This window comes from Gilliamella apicola, assembly GCF_000599985.1.
In the GTDB taxonomy this organism is placed as follows: Bacteria; Pseudomonadota; Gammaproteobacteria; order Enterobacterales; family Orbaceae; genus Gilliamella; species Gilliamella apicola.
Genome location: NZ_CP007445.1, coordinates 1454400 through 1477782, shown reverse-complemented (window position 1 = coordinate 1477782; position 23383 = coordinate 1454400). Strand labels below are relative to the sequence as shown.

The 23383-nt window shown below is 32.0% G+C and carries 14 protein-coding genes; 4 read left to right on the top strand and 10 right to left on the bottom strand.

From position 1 onward, the window contains the following. Nucleotides 1-181: 181 nt before the first annotated feature. From GAPWK_RS06845 to GAPWK_RS06820, 6 genes are all read right to left on the bottom strand, one after another. On the bottom strand, nucleotides 182-379 hold the full coding sequence (locus GAPWK_RS06845) for a hypothetical protein (RefSeq protein ID WP_025315513.1): 198 nt from the start codon (nucleotides 377-379) through the stop codon (nucleotides 182-184). Nucleotides 380-1421: 1042 nt separating this feature from the next. Then, nucleotides 1422-2417: a putative type VI secretion system effector gene (locus GAPWK_RS06840; protein ID WP_025315512.1), complete on the bottom strand. Its 996-nt coding sequence runs from the start codon at nucleotides 2415-2417 to the stop codon at nucleotides 1422-1424. A gap of 170 nt (nucleotides 2418-2587) precedes the next feature. Further along, a complete protein-coding gene (locus tag GAPWK_RS06835) occupies nucleotides 2588-3583 on the bottom strand; it encodes a putative type VI secretion system effector (RefSeq protein WP_025315511.1) in 996 nt (331 codons plus the stop codon). 28 nt (nucleotides 3584-3611) lie between these two features. After that, on the bottom strand, nucleotides 3612-7001 hold the full coding sequence (locus GAPWK_RS06830; protein WP_025315510.1) for a T6SS effector BTH_I2691 family protein: 3390 nt from the start codon (nucleotides 6999-7001) through the stop codon (nucleotides 3612-3614). Next, entirely contained in the window at nucleotides 6988-7950 is a 963-nt protein-coding gene (locus GAPWK_RS06825) for a DUF4123 domain-containing protein (protein ID WP_025315509.1), read from the bottom strand. The genes GAPWK_RS06830 and GAPWK_RS06825 overlap by 14 nt, the downstream gene beginning before the upstream one ends. Before the next feature lie 3 nt (nucleotides 7951-7953). Beyond that, nucleotides 7954-10731 carry a type VI secretion system Vgr family protein gene (locus tag GAPWK_RS06820; protein WP_080692453.1) on the bottom strand — a complete coding sequence of 926 codons (2778 nt, stop codon included), beginning with the start codon at nucleotides 10729-10731 and terminating at the stop codon, nucleotides 7954-7956. Nucleotides 10732-11610: 879 nt separating this feature from the next. Here GAPWK_RS06820 and GAPWK_RS06815 point away from each other — a divergent pair. Then, nucleotides 11611-12120, top strand: a complete 510-nt coding sequence (locus GAPWK_RS06815) for a DUF2867 domain-containing protein (protein ID WP_025315507.1) — start codon at nucleotides 11611-11613, stop codon at nucleotides 12118-12120. A gap of 235 nt (nucleotides 12121-12355) precedes the next feature. Here GAPWK_RS06815 and GAPWK_RS06810 read toward each other — a convergent pair whose 3' ends face one another. Beyond that, on the bottom strand, nucleotides 12356-13339 hold the full coding sequence (locus GAPWK_RS06810) for an AEC family transporter (RefSeq protein WP_025315506.1): 984 nt from the start codon (nucleotides 13337-13339) through the stop codon (nucleotides 12356-12358). A gap of 946 nt (nucleotides 13340-14285) precedes the next feature. Here GAPWK_RS06810 and GAPWK_RS06805 point away from each other — a divergent pair. The 3 genes from GAPWK_RS06805 (at nucleotide 14286) to GAPWK_RS06795 (ending at nucleotide 16933) form a co-directional block, all read left to right on the top strand. Continuing rightward, nucleotides 14286-14732 (top strand): LexA family protein, encoded by a 447-nt coding sequence (locus tag GAPWK_RS06805; RefSeq protein ID WP_025315505.1) that lies wholly within the window; start codon nucleotides 14286-14288, stop codon nucleotides 14730-14732. Further along, nucleotides 14729-15994, top strand: a complete 1266-nt coding sequence (locus tag GAPWK_RS06800) for a Y-family DNA polymerase (RefSeq protein ID WP_038517306.1) — start codon at nucleotides 14729-14731, stop codon at nucleotides 15992-15994. Before GAPWK_RS06805 ends, GAPWK_RS06800 begins: the two co-directional genes overlap by 4 nt. A gap of 117 nt (nucleotides 15995-16111) precedes the next feature. Next, nucleotides 16112-16933 (top strand): helix-turn-helix transcriptional regulator, encoded by an 822-nt coding sequence (locus GAPWK_RS06795; RefSeq protein WP_025315504.1) that lies wholly within the window; start codon nucleotides 16112-16114, stop codon nucleotides 16931-16933. Between the two features lie 1234 nt (nucleotides 16934-18167). Here the strand turns inward: GAPWK_RS06795 and GAPWK_RS06790 are convergent. From GAPWK_RS06790 to GAPWK_RS06780, 3 genes are read right to left on the bottom strand one after another with little or no spacing between them, the layout of a single operon-like run. Further along, nucleotides 18168-19298 carry an ABC transporter permease gene (locus tag GAPWK_RS06790; RefSeq protein ID WP_025315503.1) on the bottom strand — a complete coding sequence of 377 codons (1131 nt, stop codon included), beginning with the start codon at nucleotides 19296-19298 and terminating at the stop codon, nucleotides 18168-18170. Between the two features lie 5 nt (nucleotides 19299-19303). Then, nucleotides 19304-22108, bottom strand: a complete 2805-nt coding sequence (gene rbbA / locus GAPWK_RS06785) for a ribosome-associated ATPase/putative transporter RbbA (RefSeq protein ID WP_025315502.1) — start codon at nucleotides 22106-22108, stop codon at nucleotides 19304-19306. A gap of 13 nt (nucleotides 22109-22121) precedes the next feature. Further along, nucleotides 22122-23195 carry an HlyD family secretion protein gene (locus GAPWK_RS06780; protein ID WP_025315501.1) on the bottom strand — a complete coding sequence of 358 codons (1074 nt, stop codon included), beginning with the start codon at nucleotides 23193-23195 and terminating at the stop codon, nucleotides 22122-22124. Nucleotides 23196-23383: the final 188 nt, after the last annotated feature.

Sequence of the window (23383 nt, the reverse complement as noted above, 5' to 3'; positions counted from 1 at the left end):
TAATTTATTATAAGTTTGAAGTAATGCGTGATTAAAAATTTTTATAATTACCAATTTATATAATCTAATCACTCAAAAAATCATTTAGAAACCAATTTAGTTGTATTGGTAAAAACGAGATAAATAGAATTTTTTTTAGCGGTATTGTTTGTTTAATTAACATTTAATAATCTAAAAATTTTCACTCTTCTTTAGCGCTATTTAGTAATGGCAAATATTCTTGCCAGCGATATTCTCGAATCGGCATAGGATTTGCTTCATCAAAATAAAGGACTAATGCTGGCTTTATGCCATTCCAATTATCTACAAACTCATACCCAACCAAATGACCATCCTTAATTAATCTTTTTGCTTTCGCATGATAATTAAAATAACTCATAATAGGCCTTAATAAAAAATTTAAGAATTAAATGAAATCAAGTTATAAGTTGCTTAGTACTTGTGCTTTTTCCTTCTTTCTTATAAAAACTCAGCAATCATTATCCACAAAATCCCTGAATAAATTTGTGGATAAAAAAGGTAAATCATTAAAAAAATTTATTTTATTTGACAGATCAATCTCTAACCAGCTTTCACTAAAAGTAAATTATTCATCTCTTTTCTTACGTCCTTTTAGATAACTACACTATGGTTCATTCTAAAATAACATCATCGATTATGAATAAATTCACTTTAATTGAGCATTCACATTGATTAGTCCATGTTTATAATTAATCAAAATAGTAATATCTTACTTTAAAATATGTGCAATAGTATTTACATAAAGAACGATTGAAATGCTAGTAACAAAATTAATTATTAATCAATATGATTTTCAATTGAGAATTGAACTTTTCATTTTCATTTTACATTAGAAAAGCATAAAGTAATCTAACTATTTTAAGCATTATTAAATATGTGAACTCACCAAAATTCACCTATTACCATAGCCACATACTTATTCAAATAGTTATCAGCAAAATTTGCATTTTTGGTGCGTAAAATGATTACAACACTAGTTCCCAATAAAATAGTCAAGAGGCAATTTTCATAACTCTTATACCATATCATCACTTTATCAAAATGTAAGTTCGTTGAATTAAAACACTAAAGAATTTTGTTTATACTTTTGCTAAGGTTTTAATAACATTTATCATAACTACAGATTAACTAAAATTTTAAGTATTTTTGTAAAAAATATTCAGAAGTCTATATCATTTCATAAGAATTAAAATGATATAAGAATATGCTATCATTAATAAATAAAATCAAATAATTTATCCGTAAAAACTTTTTGTATATCCATATTTTCTTTCTTATTCAATAATCAGTATTCATTTAGGAGCAGTTTCCGTAATCAACATATTTTCCGGTTTTTTCATCCAAAACGCACCACTCTAATCGGCTTTCTAAAATGTCTTTTTGTACGGAAAAAAGGATAGCTATTCTTTGCGCTCATCTTCAAGATTATCATCCAGTTCAGTATCAATCTTGGTAAGATTATCTGGTTCAGCTAATAAATCATCATTATTTTTTTTACAAAACATTTCTGGATCATAATAGAAGAAATACCAACCCGCTCCCGATTTCTGCGGTCTAATATATAAATTGGTGTTATCTTTACAGTCAAGCGAATATTTATCCTCATCAATCAATTTTTTTACTTGCATTTTACTGATTGAAATTAAATCAATATTCCGAATATTTTGCCAATTCAATGTGCTAAAAATTTGCTCGGCTAATTTTACGTGAGTGTTTATTGAGTTTTTGTATAAAATTAAAATTGCAGGTAAATATAGTACCCCTACACCAAAATAAGCAGAAATTAAATTATCTAAAGTAAAATCACCAAAAAAATAGACCAACCCCATAGTAAATAGTATGTATGTTAGTAATAGTGGTATATGGTAGCGTTTTAAAGCGTGTTTACGTCCGGCATAACAAGGAGGAATAATAGAGATAATTTGTTCACTGGGTTTAAGCATAGCATACACTTCATAGTGATCAGCATGTTTTTCGGCTATTACTTCAACATGATCGCCATCGTTAAATTTATAAAATCCCAACCAACCTTTTAATATAACGTCATTATTTAATTTGGCAGTTATATATTGCGCCTGAAAATAATTACTACGATGAATACTATCACCATGTCCTAATGCCGCTAACCCTGCTGTACTATTACCAGATAAAGTGGCAAGCGCCGCTCCACTTCTTACTTTAGCTTTCTGCTTTTTTCTCTCTTCTTTACTCATATAAGCGCCATCAAATAATGGCGCATTACAAAAAATCCCTTTAAATTCTGAAAGTGTACCAGTTAATTTTATTAAATTTTTAGCTGGTAAAATGGGATCTGTAATATTGATACCTGTTTTTTTTAATAACTCTTCTTTATCATTATAAATAATATCTGTTCCATCGTATTTTGCGTAGGGCATAATTGACCTTCTTAATTTTTATTATTACTTCTTTTCTCGCTTTCATATTCAATAATCAGTATTCATTTAGGATCAGTTTCCGTAATCAACCTATTTTCCGGTTTTTTCATCCAAAACGCACCACTCTAATCAGCTTTCTAAAATGTCTTTTTGTACGGAAAAAAGGATAGCTATTCTTTGCGCTCATCTTCAAGATTATCATCCAGTTCGGTATCAATCTTGGTAATATTATCTGGTTCAGCTAATAAATCATCATTATTTTTTTTACAAAACATTTCTGGATCATAATAGAAAAACCCAAAACCATATCCTCCTTTATGAGGTCTTATAAAACGATCAACATTATTATTCCACTCTAATGAATATTTACCTTGCGCAATTAATTTTTTCACCTGCTTCTTACTTATATCAATTAAATCAATGTTAGTAACATCTTGCCAACCCAATACCGAAAAAATTTGTTCTACCAATTTAATATTGGTAGTTATCATTTTATGATATAAAATTAAAATTGTAGGTATAACAAGTACAGCACTTCCAGTATAAGCTGGAATTAGATTATCCAAAGTAAAATCACTAAATAGATACACTAAGCCTGCTACAAATAATAAATAAATTAACAATATTGGGATAAAATCGCGTTTTAAAGCGTGTTTACGTCCGGCATAACAAGGAGGAATAATAGAAATAATTTGCTCACTCGGTTTAAGCATAGCATACACTTCATAATGGTCAGAATGCTTTTCGGCTACAACTTCAACCAAATCACCTTCATTGAATTTATAATAACCCAGCCAACCTTTTAATTTAATTGTATTATTTAGTTTAGCTGTAAAATATTGTGCTGGAAAATAATTACTTACATGTATACTATCATCATGCCCTAATGCTGCTAAACCAGCACTGTTATTTCCAGTTAATGTTGCAAGCGCCGCTCCACTTCGTATTTTAGCACTCCGTTTTTTCCGCTCTTCTTTACTCATATAAGCATCATCACCCACAGGTGCATAACAAAATATTCCTTTAAACTCCGAAAGTGTACCCGTTATTTTTACTAAATTTTTAGCTGGTAAAATGGGATCAGTAATACTGACCCCCGTTTTTTTTAATAACTCTTCTTTATTATTATAAACAACATCTTTTCCATCGTATTTTGCGTAGGGCATAATAGACCTCTTATCTAATTTGATTAATTCAAAAAGTATGAGTGAAAATGGTTCCCCACTCACCAGAAGTAAATACTGGTTTATTTTTTTCCATCTCTCTTTGTTGTCGCTCTTGTTGAGCTTCTTCCCACTCTTTTTCGTATTTCATAAAAATCGCCTTTAATGCTTCAACTTCTTCTTGCTGAGATTTATAGCGATAGTATCTTTTTTCATGTAAACCGCCTTGAAATTCGCCAAAACGGCTGCGTTCTAACCATTCTTCTATTTCATCAGGTTTATTAAATTCATATATTGCTTGGCAGATAAATAGTCCTAAACTTACCCATGGATTTAGTGCTAATATAAATAATAGCATTACACTTCTACCAACAATGAATACTAGTCTATTTAAAATAAGGTTTTCAACAACAGCTAAAGTTATTAATTTAAGGCTGGTATCAGTAATTTGAAGTAAACTTTTCTTACCTAATTGCAAGAATATATCAACGACACTAATAATAGATGTAGTAAACCCTATTATATAAAAATCTTTTTCTATTTTTGTTTTATTTGACGTATCCTCATTCCAACTTATCGCAAGTTGGGTGATACTTGAAATCAAGCCAAAAATGTTACCAAAAAAGCCAAAATTCTTAAGTGTTTTTTCATTTAGCCGATTATTTTCACCATGAACAATAGCAAATTTAAAACCTAACGAGATTATTCCGGTTGCCGCCATTACGAGTTTATAATTCGCTTCAGATTGTTGTGCTTGAGTTTTATAACGATCATCTGAAATTATTTCATATAAAGTTTTTAGTTGATAGAACGCCATAAAACCAATTAATCCCTTGCCGGCTGTTGTGGTACTTAATATACTGGTTATTTTTTGATTGATATTTTGATAAGCAATACTTAACTTTGTGCCTGCATTATTAAAATCATTAGCTACTGATTTTTTAATGCGATTTGACCAATCATAATATGCTTCCATTTTTCTTTTTAAAGCCGATTTAGATATCTGAGGAGATGGATTACTAGCAATAAAAAAAGCTTCAGCAAAAGCAGACGAAATTTTACCGCCTTTGAGTTGCAAATATTTTAGTAAAACCACAGATGTAGAAAATATATTTTCTTTAATAGGTTTTATATAAGCAGCCGTAATTTGGGCATCGGTTGAATTGTCATCTAATAAAAAATCACGTTGACTATCAAATAAGCTTGCTAATTCTTTACTTAAATCAAGTGAATAAGATTCATTTTCTTCGTCTAAAATGCTAACATCGAAGTTAGTCATCGCATTAGCCCAAGCTTCAAATATTTTGCCTTCTTCAGATTCTTCTTGAGAAAAGCTCAAAACTGTTGCCAATTTATCTAATAATTGCCCATAATCTTCTCGATGCATTGGTGTTGTTTTATCTAAGCTATGCATCAGATTAATGTATTTTTGTTGTTGCTCTTTAGTTAATTTTCGTTTGGCAAATACTGCTGACCAGACTATATTATGTGCATCTAAGGTTTCATCAGTAACGAATTGTGTAAATAGATCAACAACTCTATCATTATTAATATGTGATCCTAAAGTCATTAAAATATCGTTTGCAAATGCAAGATAATCATCACTATCTTGTGCAAAATCATCGGCAGCTAATGATATTGGGTGTTTTTCCTTTTGTTTAAAGCAATCGATCCATTTAATTAAATCTTCAATCAGTCTTTGAACATAATTTCCACTTTCTTGTAAAAATTGATTATATTTTTTTTTGTAATTGTCATAAGCTACTGAGCCAGAGTTATATTGTAATAACCTTTTTTTATACTTACGCCAACGTTTTTCACCCGATTCCTCAGTTTTGTTTTTTGCATGCCAACTTGCTTCATAACCTTTAGCCTTTACTTCAAACTCATTTCGAATTAAGCTGCATTGATTACTTAATTTTTCAATTTCATTTCTATGTGATGTATTATTTAATTTAAATATATCTTCAATAATACTTGCATACCTATCCTCGCCCAACTCTTTTAATAAGTAGTTTTCCTCTGTAAAATTTACCAATGCTTTTGCATCCCATTTACAGAAATTTACATGTTTCTCTAAATCAGATAAATAGGGGTTTTGATAAGGACTGTTGGGATCATAGGCAGTAAAATTTTTTGCCTGATTGACAATTCTAACTACTCTTTCCCCTTTTATTTTATCTGCACTAGACCATCCAGGTATTCGTCTTGTAGAAGACGGTAAACCAAGTACGCTTGGAGAATTTATTGGCTGTCTATAATATTCAACATCCGAAAGATAATCTCTATTTTTTTGTTGAATATGTTTTTTAAAATTTTGCTGATTATTAACCAAATCATTATTTTTAATAAATTGTTCAAATAATTCAATACTACTACATGTGGAGTTTTCCCATTGTCTTTCTGTAATAACTTTTTTAAATGCTGCAAGAGCGCTATTACCCCAACTACTTAATTCAGCAGCAATTCCAATACTATCCATCAAGGCTACCATCATTGCTGGACATTTGGTACTATTACGTTGGCTTGATTCCATTTTACGATATATATAAGACGAGTAATTTTCTTTAAATTGATATGATTCTTTAGGATAGTTTGATAAATTCAGCCAAGGAGTTAATGTTGTTCTTATTTTGAACAAAGATTTATTATATTCAAATACTCTATTCTCATCGACTGTACCAATTGGACTTGTTGAAATCGGCGAATCTTTAACAGGTTGACTATATAGATAAGGAAATGTTACAGGATATTTACCATGAAATATGCCAGTTATATTTTGTTCTAATAAATAATCATTATATTGACCTTCCATTGTACTGGCTATCGCTTCTTTAGTTGCGCATGTGATACCATTTGCACTTTCTTGTTTTTGTATCCACTCTTTAGGTTTTATAACTTGCATACGAATATCACGTTTATCTTCTTCATAAAGATACTTTCTTAAAGTATTTAGACTCCATTTATGTTCGCTATAAGCTAACCATGCTTTATCGCATTTATCAGGTTTGGCAAGCACAATAAATGCAATATTGCTTGATTGATGTGCGCCGTTACTGCAACTGGTTTCAATTTCATTTAATGGAATGGTCTGTTGCTCATTGTTTGCATTTTTTACATTATCTCCAAATCTTAATAAATCTAGCTCTTTGCTAATATCTTGCTGCCAAAATCCACCTTTTTCATCTACTTTATATACTGAAACGTCTAAATCTAATCCATTATCTTCATATTGACAAAAAAGATATAGATAACCTTTTCTAGTTGTTCTTAGTACATATTTACTATCTTTATTTAAGGATAGAAGTTCTTCTTTTTCTGCCCATTGTGGTAAATTAGCACCCATCTGTTCAGGAGATACAGCATAACGAACAGGATAAATAGGTAACCCACAGGAACGACATTTTTCACACAGACTCATTTTTTCTTCCCTTTTTATTCATATTTAAATCATCTTTAACTTTATTCCATTGTGACGAGGTAACATTTTTTAGTTGTGCAACCAATGATCGATTATCATTTTGTTTAATAACTTGAGAAATACTATCATGGTCTATAAATTGAGGATGGATGATTAAACTGTAATAAGCGTATTCTGATAGATCATTTTTATTTTTATATCCTCTTCTTTCAGCATTTTCAAAAGCTTCCAATATAATTGGATCTGCTTCATTTTCTAATATCGTATATTGAGGATGAAAAAAATGGTAACGAGCAAGTGTTTGATTACGACTTTCAATCCAACCAATTTGCTTCCATTGCTGTTCACTAATAATACAATTAAAAATTGTATGTCGACTAATATTTCTAGGATTTTTTTCGATAATTAATTGTCTATCACTATTTATATATAACCAAAAATAGAGGAATTTAACTAGCATGTTTTTTTGATTATCAGAAAAAATATTCAATAATACAGGTAGTACTGCTGGATCGTAATAACGTAACAGCTCAGTACTTTCATTATTCTGCTGAATAGCCACACTACCCATATCTCTGACTAACATCTCAATCTTCAATGGTGAAAAAATCCAACCATATACACAGCGAGGTTTGGCAAATAACGTATTTTGAGGAGCTACTTCTAAATAAAATTGCTCAATGCTTTGTCGTAATATAATTCGATCTTGTTCTTTAGCTAAATTAAGTTTAATTAATCCAGGTGTAGGTTTAATGTTGTAATTTATATATTGAAATAATACTAACCCTTTTTTTGCGATTTTATCTTCAAAGTCTGTTTTTTTATTATTAGATTGATAGATAAGATAAAAATATCCATCAGTTTGTGATGATAAATCTATAATCTTCTGAAAAATTTCCTTAATTCTTTCAGAGTCATCTGTTGTTATTACTTGATTATTACTATTCATTATTTATCCCAATGTTACGTTACCTTTTTGTAAATTACTTGCTTCTTGAATAGATATTTCACACCCAGTAGGTAACTTAGGATTTATTTGTTCACTTGCCGGTCCCATTTTCTGCATAGCATTACTTTTTATATAAACATTATCAGCCGTGCCCAACTCTATCCCTTCACTACTGATTTTGATGTATGAACCACCACACATTAAGATGATCTCTTTTGCCGCTGACCAATCAATACTGCCATCTACACTGTCTATTTTAATATCTTGCTTGGCGGCCATATTCAGGTTGGCATTTTGCGCCTGCACCTCAACATCACCTTGGTTGGCAAAGACTTTCATTCCTGATTTATGGGCAAATAGACCGATGGATTCACCTGATGAGACGGTAATGTTTTTTAACGCATTGATGTCAGTTTGGTTTTCACTGGTTACTGAAACGCTATTTGACGTTGACAGTTGGATGTTTTCAGGACTGGTTAAAGCAATGCCTTCTTGTGCATAAGCAAGAATACCACTTTGAGCTAACTCAGTTAATGTTGTTTTAAGTTGTTCTTGACTGTCGGTATCTGCACCATGAGCTTCAGAGGCAGTTGCCGCATTTTGCAGTGCTTTGGCAATTGATAACGCATTTTCAAGCTGGGTAATGGCAGCTTGCATATCAAGCTGTTTGCCCTGTGCTTTAGGCTCGGTCTGACTGGTTAGGTATAAGCCTTTATTGGCAGCAATTGCGCCCCACTCATCAGTGCGCAGTTCAAACCCTTCACCTCGCTGGGTTTTATTTTGGTCAACTAAATGCCCAATGTTAAGCTGGGTTTTACCATATTCGGTCGCTAACTTGATGTGCTCTTGTCCGCGTTTATCATCCATCCGTAACTTATTATTCGCCGGTGTGCGAATTACATTACGGTGTTTGTTTATGGTGGTCACATGGTCAGGGTGTTGACTGTCATGCATCGCATGCGCAATATAAGGTCGGTCTGGATTACCATTAGTAAAGGCAACTGCAACTTCTGTGCCGTCAATCAGTGGAAAGTGAAAACCATAGGTACTGCCGGCATACGGTTTAGCCAGCCTTAGCCATAAGCTCTCTTCACCGTTTCGCCACTCTTTTAAATCAAAGTTAAATTTAACCCGATAGCGCCCTTGTGTATCAATATAACCATAGGTGTCATTATCCGGACTGGTTACCCGTGCCGGTAACGTGCCATCAATGGTTGGGAAAGGAATCGGCTCCGGGCGGTAAGGTTTTAATGGCTGGTAAGGTATCGCGGTAAAACTCAGTTCATAAGCATCACTGCGGTTTCCCTGACCTTGCACCGTTAATATCATTATGCCTTCATCTATTCCAGCAATTATGCTACCTTTTATGCGGATATGTTGACCCGGGGCTAAATTGGCCTGATTGCTTTTACCTCGGATAAGGATTTGACGGCTAATCGCTCGCTCATGACGAATACGGGCATACCATTCACCACTTTCAACACCATTACCCGCATTACCAGAGTTAGTACTAATATCATTGTTGTTATCGCGACTATTATCGTTATTATTGCCGTTACTGTCGTCGGTATCGATATCGTCACGATTGCTATCATGATTATTTGTGTCACTATCAATATCGTCATCATTATTACTGTTGTAATTATTTATATCATTGTTATTGACATTACTACCATTACTATTTAACCCTTTATAGTGCTCATCATAACGGTAATCAGTGCCATAAGTAGTGTTATCTTTCTGTTGGCTATTAACTTCACCCAGTAAATTCGCCTGCGCATCTCGGTAGTTATAATCTTGTACTGTTACTGAAGCTTCCACCATTTGACTGTGCAAGGTCATATCCCAGACACTTTCAACGCCGTTATCCAGTGTGCCACTCGGTTGTTTGTAGACAATATCAGCCACCTGATGATAACCTTGTTCATAATCACTGATGACCATCACATCACAATTGTGTTCGCCATGGGTTTCAAATCGGAAATAGACACCTACATCAGCAAGCAGTCTTTGAATAAACTCAAGGTCACTTTCTTGCCACTGGGTGATAAATTCACGTTCAGGGTATTGCTCTTTAAGTGCTAAACGATAATCAATCCCTGTATAACCATGACCGCGCAATACCTCTTCAACCACACTGATAACGCTCTGATTTTGAAAAATAGCACAGTTATGACTTAATGCCAGTTTGGCTAATTGCGATGACAAAACCACCTGATAACGAGCTTCGTCATTACTCACCGATAACTGACTGAACTGGGTTATCACACCATAAAGAGTGCGTGAGCCACCTTGAGATAATAATGAGTTTAACGGATTAAGCGGATTAAACTGGGTTAAAGAGTTAAGTGAATCAAGTGGATTAGATTGTGTAAACTTATCTAACTGTTTTAATGGCTCGGACTGTTTTAATGCTTGTAAAGGATTGGCGGAGGTTAAAGAATTGAGCGCATCAAGTCCTTTCGTTGCAATATTACTTAAATGGTTAGAATTAGCCGGGTTAAAACTCAAACGGGCATTTTGATTAAGAAATGACTCAACAAGAAGATGTTTATTCGAGCTGGTAAAAGTAATCGTATAGTGCCAAGGCTGGTTAAGTTGCTCATTACCCTCAACCTGTAAAATTGAAATCTCAGCAGGCAAACCGTCCATATTTAATGTATAGCGATTGTGACCCGCGCCATTAACCAAACCATTCTTTAAACCACGACTTAAATCATTGCCCAACTGACTAATCAGATTAGTTAGTCCTTTATCCATGTTATCCTCGATATATTTCATATATATAGCAAATACAACTTTGCTTTATTGAACTGTGTTTATTGTTATTAATAATTATTTAGTGTTATTTTTTACTAATGATTTTATTATTTTATAATTTATTATCATAAGTAAAACGCTTTAATGAATTCACGTTAAAAAACAACCTAAAAAAGAGTATAAAAATACCCTATTTTGCGCATTTTGCAACCTTTTTTTGAAATTTTCTTAAACTTGAATTAGATAGGTAACTTACTGATATCATTGGTTAATTAACAAAATATAATTAAAATATATTGCTTAAGAATTATCAAAAAAGGATTTATATAATTTAGATTTTTCAGATTTTTTTATTGAGTATTTTGCAAAGAATTTTTATTAATAGTCATATCTAAAAAATTCTTTTGATTGAAACATAGCCACAACCTCAAACTTTTTGACAAAATGACTGACTGTACAACGATAAAAATTATTTTTTAAACTATCGATAAAATAGTGAATAGAATTTTAGTGTGATATAAATAATATAATTAACTTAAGTTTAAAAAATTAATTATATTAATGAGTTATAATTTATTTTGTAAAAAATATTCAGGAGTCTATATCATTTCATTAAATATATACTATAAATCGTGTTAATGAATGGTTGCTGGGTTTAAGAATATTACTGAAAGTCGTCTTTTTTGATTCATTTGCGGTTAAACATTCTTATTTAACAAAGTTAAGACAAAACTAGTTTTTGATTAAAAAACGACTCAATGACAGAAATTTATCATTACTAGTAAAAGTAATGGTATAGTGTCATAATAGCAATGTCACATAATCAATATTGAGTAGTTGGCTTAAAATTAAATTAGTTATTTTGCTAGAAATTTAACTTATTGTATCAAATATAGAAAAATGAAACAGAAGCATATTCAGCAAATATTAGCTGTCTTACCTAACAATATTACCTTAGTTGATGAAAAAATAGATTATTTAGATTATCAAACAATTGCCATAGCAAAAAATATTACGGCACTTGATGCTTATAAAATAATGACATCTTATCAGCCTAAATGGTTAGAGTTTCTATTTAAAATAAGAGATTTTTTAGTTAGATTAGTTGGAATTAAACCTGTTCATGGATTTAATAAGCCTGAGCTACACCATCACAATCTTGAAACTTCAAATACCCTCCATTTTTTTACAATTATTGAACAGACTCCAGATAAACTCACATTACAGGTAAAAGATTCGCATCTTGATGTTTGTCTATGTTTACGGATTATTAATAATAGTGAGGATTCAAATATGTTGTATCTTATTGCTTCAGTTAATAATCATAACTTTTGGGGAAAATTATATATGATGCCAGTTTCTGTTCTTCATCCTTTTATAGTTAGACAATTATTTCGCAATTTTAAATAACAAAATGATTATATTTAATTTTCGTCATTTAGTGTTGTCCTTTTAGTTTTAGTCACAAATAAACTAAAAAATTCTGACCACATTTATAATGTATTTTATTTTTAATAAATAACTTAACGATATGAATAAAAATATAAATAAAATTAAGAAATAGCAATTTTTAGTAATGATAAAATCAATAAAAAAGCCCCATTTAGACGAGCTAAATGAGGCGGTTCGGATCGATTATAAATGCTTATTGCACACCTGGAATGGTATATTCCATGATAAGTAATAATGTTGGTAATATAAAAATTGATAATACTGTTGAAGCAAAGAAAATGCTTGATGCATGTTCTTGTTCAACATTCCAGTTATAAGCCAAAATAACCGCTGTTGATGCCGTTGGCATTGCAAGTAAGAAGACTAACTCTTCTGCTTCCATTCCTGTGATACCAAATAAATGTACAGCAATTAACGCAACAACTGGCGTAAAGAAGCTTTTTAAAACTACGTTAATCATAAGTGGTTTTGACATTTTTAATTTAACACCGTAAATGCCCACACCTACTGCAATTAACGAGATGAAGTTACAAGCATTAGACATTATATCAAAAGTGTTAAATATGAAGTGTGGCATCCAAGTAGTACCATCAGTCACACTCACCACTAAACCAAGGATAACGCCTAAGAACATTGGTTTCATAAGTGAACTTTTTACTGCACTAAAGACCATTGCACCCGTTACTTTACCTCCTGATATTTTGGTGTCACATAATTCTAATAGAAAAATAGTCATAGGAATTAACGACAATGCCACAACAAAGTTAGCAACTGCAACAGAAATTGTGGATGAGGCACCTAACATTAAAGTTAAGAATGGAACACCCATTCCGCCCATATTTGGGAAACAGCATAGCATTGAACTCATGGCTGTTGATTTTAGATCTTTATGTAGAACGTATTTATTCACTAAAAAGCAAACGATCCATAAAAATGACATCGTGCAGAAAAAGGCAATCATCCAAATACCATTGAATATTTGCGATGGTTTAGCATGTGATGTATGCACAAATAGTAATGCTGGGAATACAAAGTTAGATACAAGTCCAGATAATAATTTTTTAGAATCTTTCGTAAATATTCCTTGCTGTACACACAGCCAACCAAGAAAAATAAGTAAAAAAACCGGAAGACAAGAACTTACTACTTGTCCAACTGCAGACCAGATTAGATTCATTTTTTTAAAACTCCTAAAATAATATTACTTGAAATACAAATTCGGTAATTGTTCGGTAATTTTTGATTAGATATTTTTTAGACCGAGCTAAAGCGGATAACAAAGTTGAATATATTTATTACATGTAAAAAGGCATGTTTGTTTGTTGAAATTCTATATTGCTAAATGTTGTTTTACATGATGTAAGCTTAACTGAATACATTGTTAATATGTCAACCTTTGTTATTTCAAATGGAAAATTCTGTAAATTGCGCGGTATTATACTTATTCTTTTTTAACTTGTGTTAAGCAAGGTCTGCAACCTATCTTAAAAAGAATAAAAAATCATTCAATTTTGATTTGATGGGTCTAAATAAAGAATTTTTATTTTATAAAAATCAATAAATAAAGTCATGAAGAAAATGCGTGTTAAATTATGGTAAAAGTTAATTTACCCATTAATCCTTTTGTTTTGCTGCTTTTTATAACACTTTATTAACAATAAAAAGCTACTAATTTTATAGTTAAAAAACTGATTTAATTTGTTTATATAAAAGCATGACAACAACACATGATTACTGCTCTTTATATTATCAAGATAAATAATTAACATAATAGATAGTGAATTATGTTTTTAAACTATAAATGAATAATTAATTCAATGTAAGCAATCTATGTGACATGACAAAATCAATAATGTCATTTTGACTATTGTTAAGTTAAAAACTGCTTATCTTTGCCCTACTATTTTTAATCCCATAAAAATTGGAAATTCCAAAAATGTTAGCGGTGGCTTAATATCAATTGCGTTTTTTTGCTCAATTTCTATTTTTTTACAATCAAAAATTTTTGAATCAGCTATTTTATACTGTATATTTATACATATATTGGTTTTTTAATATCTCTATAACCCTATGTCCATAACACAACGAAGTAGATTTATATGTTAATTTTAAGGAGAACGTACTTGCGTAATAATTGTATGGTACTTGGCATGGTTAATACTGCCGATAAAAATTACTTAACTTTAATTGATACACCAGTAAGAGCTGGATTTCCTTCCCCTGCGGATGACTATTTGGAAACTAAACTTGATTTGACTGAACACTTAGTAAAGCATCCTAGCGCAACATATTATATTAAAGCCGTAGGCGATTCTATGATCGATTATGGTATTTTTAGTGGTGATTTATTAGTTGTTGATCGTTCTTTGGAGCCTAAAATTGGTGATATTGTAGTAGCCGCAGTTGATGGTGAGTTAACATGTAAATGTCTTGGAATATTTGACAACCAACATCATTTATTGTCAGGTAATTCTCTTTATCCACCAATTCCCTTAGTGGGTAAAGATGTTCATATTTGGGGAATTGTTATACATACCATTCATTCACTACGAAAAAGAGCACATGTATGATTGGCCTAATTGATTGTAATAATTTCTATGCTTCGTGTGAACGCGTTTTTAATCCCAAATTAGAAGGAAAACCCATTGGGATCTTGTCCAATAATGATGGCTGTATTATTGCCCGTTCAAACGAACTGAAACCATTAATACCTATGGGAATGCCTGCTTATCAGATCCCATCTAAAATTCGTAAACAAATTATTTTGCTAAGTTCAAATTATGAACTTTATGGTGATATGAGTCAGCGAGTATTTGATACAGTACAAAACCATACCCCTAATATTGAACTCTATTCTATTGATGAAGCTTTTATTAGATTAGATGGATTTGCAGATATAACAGCACATTGCTTAAAAATAAAAAATGTTGTAAAACGAGATACGGGTATTCCTGTTAGTATCGGTATTGCACCAACGCGAACCTTAGCAAAGTTAGCTAATCATATAGCCAAAAAACAAGCCATTTATCAAAATATTTATTGCTTACCCACGGATGAAAAATCACTAAAAAATATATTAGAAACATTTTCAATTAATAATATTTGGGGCGTGGGTCGACATATTGCAAACAAATTAAACAGAATCAATATTCATACTGCATGGGACCTGCGTCAAGCTAATCTAAAATATATTAGGAATAACTTTTCGGTAACATTAGAACGAACAGTATTAGAATTACAAGGTATTAATTGTATTAAGTTAGATGACCTATCCACTGCAAAGAAAAATATCATGATATCACGCAGTTTTGGTCGTTTAACTAGTAAATTATTTGATTTACAAGAAGCGATTCGTCTGCATGCGAGCCGTGCAACTGAAAAGCTTAGACAACAACAATCTGTCGCTAGTGCTATTCTGGTTTTTTTAAAAACTAATCGCTTTAGTGACAATTCAAACCAATATCATCCATCAATTGTAGTACCACTTTCTTTTCCAACCGATGACTCACGATTAATTATTAGAGCAGCACAAAAAGGTTTGTTGGCAATATATAAGCAAGATTTTCTATTTATGAAATCAGGGGTAATGTTGCTGGATCTTAAAATAAAAAACCGCTATTCTCAATTAGACTGTTTTGCTACTCCATTAGCAAATCCATCACTGCATAAAAATGACAAACTTATGAAAACACTTGATACCATCAATCAAAAAATGGGTAAAAATACGATCCAATTAGGAGGAATACAAAAGTCAGCTCCTTGGCAAATAAAACGTCAATTATTGAGTAAGCGTTATACTACTGATTGGAATGAATTACCATTAGTGAAATAAATAACTAAAAATAATAACAGTTATTATATATAATACGAGCAAGAGTAACATATATTCTAGCATTGGATATTGAATATCCTCAATAATTGACCATAACATAAGAACGGATTGATTAGGATGAAAAATACAGAATTAGAAATAGAAAGACTCAAAACTTTAAGTACTACATTGGATGATAAAAAATGTGTTTCAACTTATAAATCAAGGCTACAACAGGATCTGTCTAATATACCAATATTAAAACCACTGCTTGTTGTAGTATTAAATGGTTGTAAAATCGTTGGTAACGAAACTAAAGTCGCGTGCAATGTTGGTAATTTTGTTTTTTTTACTGATGTACAAACAATGAATATGCGAAATATTCCTGCCAATACCAATTATCTTGCGGTACTCGTTGAATTTGAATTTTCTGATTTTGATAATAATTCAATAAATAATAATACTAACAAATCTGAAACATACACATTCGGTAACGCTAATAGTTCTTTATACAAATGCATATCTCAACTTATTGAATGCTTAGATTGGGCGACAGAAGATATAATAGAAAACCGAAGAAAAGAGATCATCAACTTATTAGTTAGTTCGGGTTATCAAAACTTAGCTCACCTGCCTAATCAAAAGGAAACAACCCAAAAAGTTATCGAGATATTTAAAAAAAATGACAATAAAAAAATTACAATAGATGACGTGAGTAAAGAAATCTGCATGAGTAAAGCGACGTTATATCGCAAATTAAAATTTGAAGGGGAAAACATCCAAAAAATAAAAGAAAAAGTGCTAATGGGACGTGCGCTTCACTTATTACAAACATCAAGTCTTTCAACAGAACATGTTGCCACAATGGTTGGCTATTCATCTACTGCTCGATTTTCTCAACGATTTAGAGCTTATTTTGGATTATCACCAAAAGAGTTAAAAAATACTAAGCGGCATTAATCGTTTATTAATATAAAAATACTTATTAAATTGGTAATTTTTTTAAAATGGTATACTGTTTTGTTGGATAAAGTTAGACCAATTAAAAATTTGTATCATTTTAAAAAATTAATATTTTTGAGATAAATTTTCAAATACACATTGATAAATGTAACACAGTTATCAATAAATTAGTCTATTAAAGTAAGATTTTGAGGATTTATTTTAAGAATAATTAATATTAGAGTTCTATACAAAAAGCATCAGTGGAATCAAGACCTGGACAAGAAAAATTAATAACGTTAAAACAGCTAAGTTGGAGTTTGCAATAATGCCTTCCATGGCAAAATTGCAAAGGTTTTTAGTGATACCAAATCTTCCATGAGTAATAAGCCAAAAATGACCTTTACTTTGATTCCACCTAAATCAGATATTTTTTATTAGAACTATTTCCCTTTAGAACTAATTCTTTTTAGAACTAATTCCTTTTAGAACTAAAAAGATCAATACTGATTTTTTTTAACTATCAAAATATCCATAAAATGATAGTATTACTGTAAATACCTAATCTCAAACTACTATGTTGGTATTATTTAATACTCACCTCGTTTGTGGTATGTGGCAAATTATAACAATTAATTTTACAAAAAAAATCACAATTAAATTCATTTTATTAACAAATCATTTCAATTTACTTACATAACTTTAATAATTAAATTTAACAAGATAGTATTAGAGCTTGAAATTATGTTAGGATTTGTACCATATCCTTAATTATAATTAATTGATAAATAAAAAATAATGTGTAAATCCATTTATTTGAGTGATACCAGAGATTGTCCTTTTCATTTCTAATTTATAAAAATAAGTAACATTTCTATTCACATAATGATTCATTTTTTCAAAATAAACATAAATGATCTATTTATATTGAATATTATTGTCTAGCTCTAAAAGATTATATTTTGGTTTTTTATTAAAGATATTGTACGTGTTGTTATGAAAAATTCCTGCGTTATATTTATATAACCATATAACTTAATGTGATTTTTTATTATATTATGAAATGAATAGCTGATTTTATAATTTTATAAATCGAATGGGTTACTTTAACATTGCCGAAATCTTATTCAGTGTAGATACTTTTAATTTAAATAAAAAAGATGTGTCTATTACAAAAATAAAGATGAAAAAGAATAACAAGTCAAAAAGATACAAAATGAATCATTTTGTCATATTATGAAAATATGGGATCTTATGATCCCATATTAACAATTGAACTACGGAAACGTTTAAGGGCAATAAGAAAGAACACACAACCAATGGCTAATAACCAAGCATAAGAAGTCCAAACTACACTTAAGCCCGCACCGCGGTATAAAATAGCTTGCCCTAATTCAACAAAGTGAGTAGTAGGCGCAAACAACATAATATTTTGAACCATTTCAGGCATACTTTCACGTGGCGTACTACCACCAGAAAGCATCTGTAATGGCAAAAGAATCAAAATGAATAACATTGCAAACTGTGCTGTTGATTTGGCGACAGTAGCCATAAAGATACCAAGTGACGTTGTTACAAACAAATGCAGAGCAGCACCAATCAAAAATAGTGTTATAGAACCCTCAATTGGTACATTCAACAAACCCTGAACAACAACTAAAAGTGCGCCCCACGTTGAAACAAGAACGACAAGCCCCATAGACCAAACTTTAGATATCATAATTTGAAACGGTGTAACAGGCATTGAAAGCAAGTGATCGATAGTTCCATGCTCGCGTTCTTTCATTAATGCTGCACCAGTCAAAATAATCGACAAAGTAGTGACAATATTAATAATTTCAACAACCGAACCAAACCAAGATCGAGTTAAATTTGGATTAAACGCAGCGTGAACTTCAATATTAACTGGCAAACTGGTCGGTTTATCTATTTGATTAAAATATTTTGTTATTTCGTTATTCACAATTTGAGTAATGTAGCCATTTCCAACAAATGCCTGTGCCATTCGTGTTGCATCAACATTAAGTTGAATTTCAGGACTTTGATTATTTAATACATCGCGTTGAAAATTAGGCGGTATATTTAACGCGAAGGTATAAGTGTCGGTATCCATACCACGGTCAACAACATCCATTGAATTTAATTTGATGGGTTTGTTAAACATTGGAGGATAAAACGCTGCAATAATTTGTCTTGATAAAGGTGAATCATCTTCATCAACCACAGCAATCGAAGCATGATGAAGCGAATCAGAAGTCGCTGTTGCAGCAGAATAAATATCAACCGAAAAACAGTAGGCGATTAAAAACAGCATGATTGGATCACGAATTAATCCCCATAATTCTTTAATACCTAAGCGATAAATATTAATAAAACCTTGCATAATATCTATCCTTCTTGTTTCTTAAGGAGGAATATACTTGCACCAAGTATAATCGGAATAGTAATGAGTAATATAAATATCGAATTATGTAAATCAAAAAGTCCTAATGCTTTATTAAAAACGCCTCGCGCAATAACAAGCATATGACTTGTTGGATAAACTTCTCCTATATATCGCCCAATACCCTCTAAGGATGCTACTGGATTAAGTAATCCTGAAAACTGTATTGCAGGTAACATGGTACCAACCGTGGTCAAAAATATAACCGCAACTTGACTACGTGTTACTGTCGAGGCAAGCAATCCAAACCCTGTTGCAATAATGCAATAAGCTAATCCAGCTAAACATAATGTCAGGAAGCTTCCTTTTATCGGTACATCAAATATAGTGACAGCCATAATCAAGAGTAATAAGAAGCTAAGCATAGAGATAACAATATAAGGAACTTGTTTACCTAATAAAAACTCAGTTCTTGTTACAGGAGTAACATATAAATTGATGATTGAGCCCATCTCTTTTTCGCGAACAACGGATAATGCCGCTAACATGGATGGAATCATTAATAATAAAATTGGAATTACAGCCGGAACCATTGCTTGTAAACTTTTAACATCTGGATTATAACGATATCGAGTTTCAATGTTTGCCAATGAGCTCGATTCCGTTCCAGTTGTTGTTTTTATCTTTTCACTTAACCAAGCAAGATGCATACCTTGCACATATCCTTTAACCGTATCTGCTCTAGACGGCATAGCACCATCAATCCAAATTCCGATATTAACGGGATCTCCACGTTGTATATCACGTCCAAAATTAGGTGGTATCTCGATAGCTAAAGAGATCTCATTACTTTTCATCCTTCGATCCATATCATCATAATCAAGGATCGGCGGTTTTTCGATAAAATAGCGCTTAGAGCCTGAAAGATTAAGGGTATAATTTTGACTGGTAATACTTTGGTCACGATCTAACACAGCAAATCTTAAATCCTGTACATCCATGGTGATACCATAACCCATAACCAACATTAAAATGGCCGAACCTAAAAAGGCTAATAAAGCACGCAAAGGATCTCGTGATAATTCTAATGTTTCGCGCCACAAACAGCCAACCATACGAGTTAAGCTAAATCCTTGTAAATGATGGGTATCTTGTTGGGTTACCTTAACTTGTTCATTAGGGACAGTTTTGGATGTTTCACTTTCTTTTTCATCCATATTTGTATCATCTGCACCGGCATCAACTAAATAACGGATAAACGCTTCTTCAAGAGTGTTGGCATTTTTGGAATGAATAATATTGTCAGGCGTATCGCTGGCTAATACTTTACCAGCGTGCATTAATGAAATTCTATCGCAACGAGCGGCCTCATTCATAAAGTGGGTGGTAATAAATACGGTTACTTTATCTTTTCGAGAAAGCTCAATAATCAAACGCCAAAAGTCATCACGAGCAATAGGATCGACTCCTGATGTAGGTTCATCCAGAATAAGAATTTCAGGATTATGAACCACTGCAACTGATAAAGAAAGTCTTTGCTTAACACCTAAAGGTAGGCTTTCTGGTAAACTTTTTACGTCATTTTCTAAACCAAAACGCTTGAGTAATTCATTCACTCTCGCTGGTATTTTACTTTCTTCAATACCAAATAGGCGAGCATGTAAAATTAGATTTTGTTCAACGGTTAATTCACTATAAAGCGAAAACGCTTGAGACATATAACCTAAATGACGTCTAACATTAATATCACTGGCATCGACCGGTTTACCAAACAACCACGCTTCACCTGATGATATTGGTAATAATCCAGTTAACATCTTCATGGTTGTTGATTTACCGCAACCATTTGATCCTAAAAAGCCAAATATCTCACCTTGTTTTATTGAAAAATTAACATGATCAACTGCAATAAAATCGCCAAATTGTTTGGTTAGGTCTTTAGCTTCAATCGCTACTTGCAAATCTTGATTTAAATTCAATGGAGGGATTTCGACAGCTTCATAACCTTCTCTCGCATCTTCGGGCATTAACTGAATAAAGGCATCATCTAAATTATCTTTACCCGTTTTGGCTAATAATGCTTGTGGCGTGCCCGTTTCAAGGATTTTACCGCCATACATTGCCACCAACCAATCAAAGTTTTGCGCTTCATCCATATAGGCTGTTGCGACAATCACGCTCATTTGTGGTCGTTGTTCACGAATCTTATTAATCAATTGCCAAAATTGCGCGCGAGAAAGTGGATCGACACCCGTTGTCGGTTCATCAAGAATAAGCAAATCAGGGTCGTGAATCAGAGCAGAACATAAGCTAACCTTTTGTTTCATACCACCAGAAAGACGACCTGCTGGTCTGGATAAAAAAGGATATAAGCCTGTACTTTTAGTTAAATCATCAATACGGCGTCGTCTTTCTGCTGCATCATTACCAAATAAACGAGCAAAAAATTGTAAATTTTCTTCAACCGAAAGTGTAGGATATAGATTTTTACCTAATCCTTGTGGCATATAAGCAATACGTGTACAAACGTTTTTTCGATGTGATTTATCTTTCATATCACCATCGAGAACGTACACTAATCCTTCTTGGATAACATGTGCCCCAGAAATTAATGATAATAGACTGGATTTACCAACCCCATCCGGCCCAATCAATCCCACCATACATCTTGGTGGGATTGCAATACTGATATCATTTAGTGCACAGGTATTTTTATACTTTAATGTTACATTACTAACATTTACTACAGCATCATCAAGGGTTTTACCTTCAGCTAGTAAGGCTAAATCCTTTTTATCAGATTCTGACATTTGCTATCTCCAATTATTGTGTTTGGCATTTCGCAACATCAGATAACTTTGAAGGCCACTCCGTATTAGGATCAAGTCTTACCCAAGCAACACCAGGAAGACCTGTTTTAACGTAGGTAATATAACATCTTAAAAGTTCAGGGCTTAATTGTGCTTTTACTCTAAACATCAATTTTTGACGTTCATCTTTTGTTTCTACCGTTTTAGGAGTAAATTGTGCAACACTTGATACAAATGAAATTTTGGCAGAAATAGCTTTATCTGGTAAAGCATCAAGAACTAATCGAACTTCATCACCAATACCGACTTTACCTACAATAGTTTCAGGTAAAAAGAATGTTAAATAAACATCTGATAAATTTACCAAGTTCAAAACTTTACCACCTGAAGGCAAAACTTCGCCAAGTTGGGCTATACGATATTGAATACGTCCATCAACAGGTGCGGTCAAAGTACTGTCATCTATATCCGCTTGAATTTGTTTAATATTTGCTAAAGCAACGTTTATTTCTGATTGAGCACTTTCAACACCCGCTTGCGCAGCTTCTATTGCTGCATCGGCAGCCGCTACTTGGGATTTAGCAGAATCTAAAGCGGCTTTCGCGCTATTGACTTTGGCGGTATCATCATCAAATTGTTGAACCGAAATAGCGCCTTTTTGGTAAAGAGTAGCTGTTCGTTGTAAATGTTTATTCGCAATATCTAAATCACTTTCTTTTTGAGTAACACCTGCTAACGCAGCTACTTTGTCACTCATTTTTAAGGCAACTTGAGCTTTTGAAGTGGATTCATTACTCATTGCTTGACGATGTTGAGCTTGAGCTTCATTTAACTTAGCTTGCAAAGTATCAGTTTGCATGATAACTAGAGGCTGACCTGCTGTGACAAATTCACCTTCATCAACATTTATTTTTTCAATTCTACCTGCTAGTTTGGTAGATATGTTGATTTCGGTTGCTTCTATACGCCCATTACCACTTATGAAATCGGCTCCATAACCATCGGTTTTGAATTGTTGCCACAAAACAAACCCAAGTACGACAACGATAAGGGCGATAATGATCCATTTCTTGCTAATTTTTTTCATGAAGAATGCCTTGTTTGAATATAATTAATTTTATAAAGACTAAATGAATAATAAATTTTTGCAAACTATATCCATATGGTTTAAATAATAACAAAAGTTTTTTATAAATAAAATAAACGCAATTGCTAACAGCAAGAAATGTTAAAAATTTGAATTTAAATTATTATTTTAAATACCTTGATATGCAA

Bases quoted from the DNA above. Each gene is read 5' to 3' on its own strand.
- GAPWK_RS06830 (WP_025315510.1), bottom strand. From the start codon at position 7,001: ATGAGTCTGTGTGAAAAATGTCGTTCCTGTGGGTTACCTATTTATCCT.
- GAPWK_RS06810 (WP_025315506.1), bottom strand. From the start codon at position 13,339: ATGAATCTAATCTGGTCTGCAGTTGGACAAGTAGTAAGTTCTTGTCTT.
- GAPWK_RS06820 (WP_080692453.1), bottom strand. From the start codon at position 10,731: ATGAAATATATCGAGGATAACATGGATAAAGGACTAACTAATCTGATT.
- rbbA (WP_025315502.1), bottom strand. From the start codon at position 22,108: ATGTCAGAATCTGATAAAAAGGATTTAGCCTTACTAGCTGAAGGTAAA.
- GAPWK_RS06800 (WP_038517306.1), top strand. From the start codon at position 14,729: ATGATTGGCCTAATTGATTGTAATAATTTCTATGCTTCGTGTGAACGC.
- GAPWK_RS06840 (WP_025315512.1), bottom strand. From the start codon at position 2,417: ATGCCCTACGCAAAATACGATGGAACAGATATTATTTATAATGATAAA.
- GAPWK_RS06825 (WP_025315509.1), bottom strand. From the start codon at position 7,950: ATGAATAGTAATAATCAAGTAATAACAACAGATGACTCTGAAAGAATT.
- GAPWK_RS06835 (WP_025315511.1), bottom strand. From the start codon at position 3,583: ATGCCCTACGCAAAATACGATGGAAAAGATGTTGTTTATAATAATAAA.
- GAPWK_RS06845 (WP_025315513.1), bottom strand. From the start codon at position 379: ATGAGTTATTTTAATTATCATGCGAAAGCAAAAAGATTAATTAAGGAT.
- GAPWK_RS06780 (WP_025315501.1), bottom strand. From the start codon at position 23,195: ATGAAAAAAATTAGCAAGAAATGGATCATTATCGCCCTTATCGTTGTC.
- GAPWK_RS06790 (WP_025315503.1), bottom strand. From the start codon at position 19,298: ATGCAAGGTTTTATTAATATTTATCGCTTAGGTATTAAAGAATTATGG.
- GAPWK_RS06795 (WP_025315504.1), top strand. From the start codon at position 16,112: ATGAAAAATACAGAATTAGAAATAGAAAGACTCAAAACTTTAAGTACT.
- GAPWK_RS06815 (WP_025315507.1), top strand. From the start codon at position 11,611: ATGAAACAGAAGCATATTCAGCAAATATTAGCTGTCTTACCTAACAAT.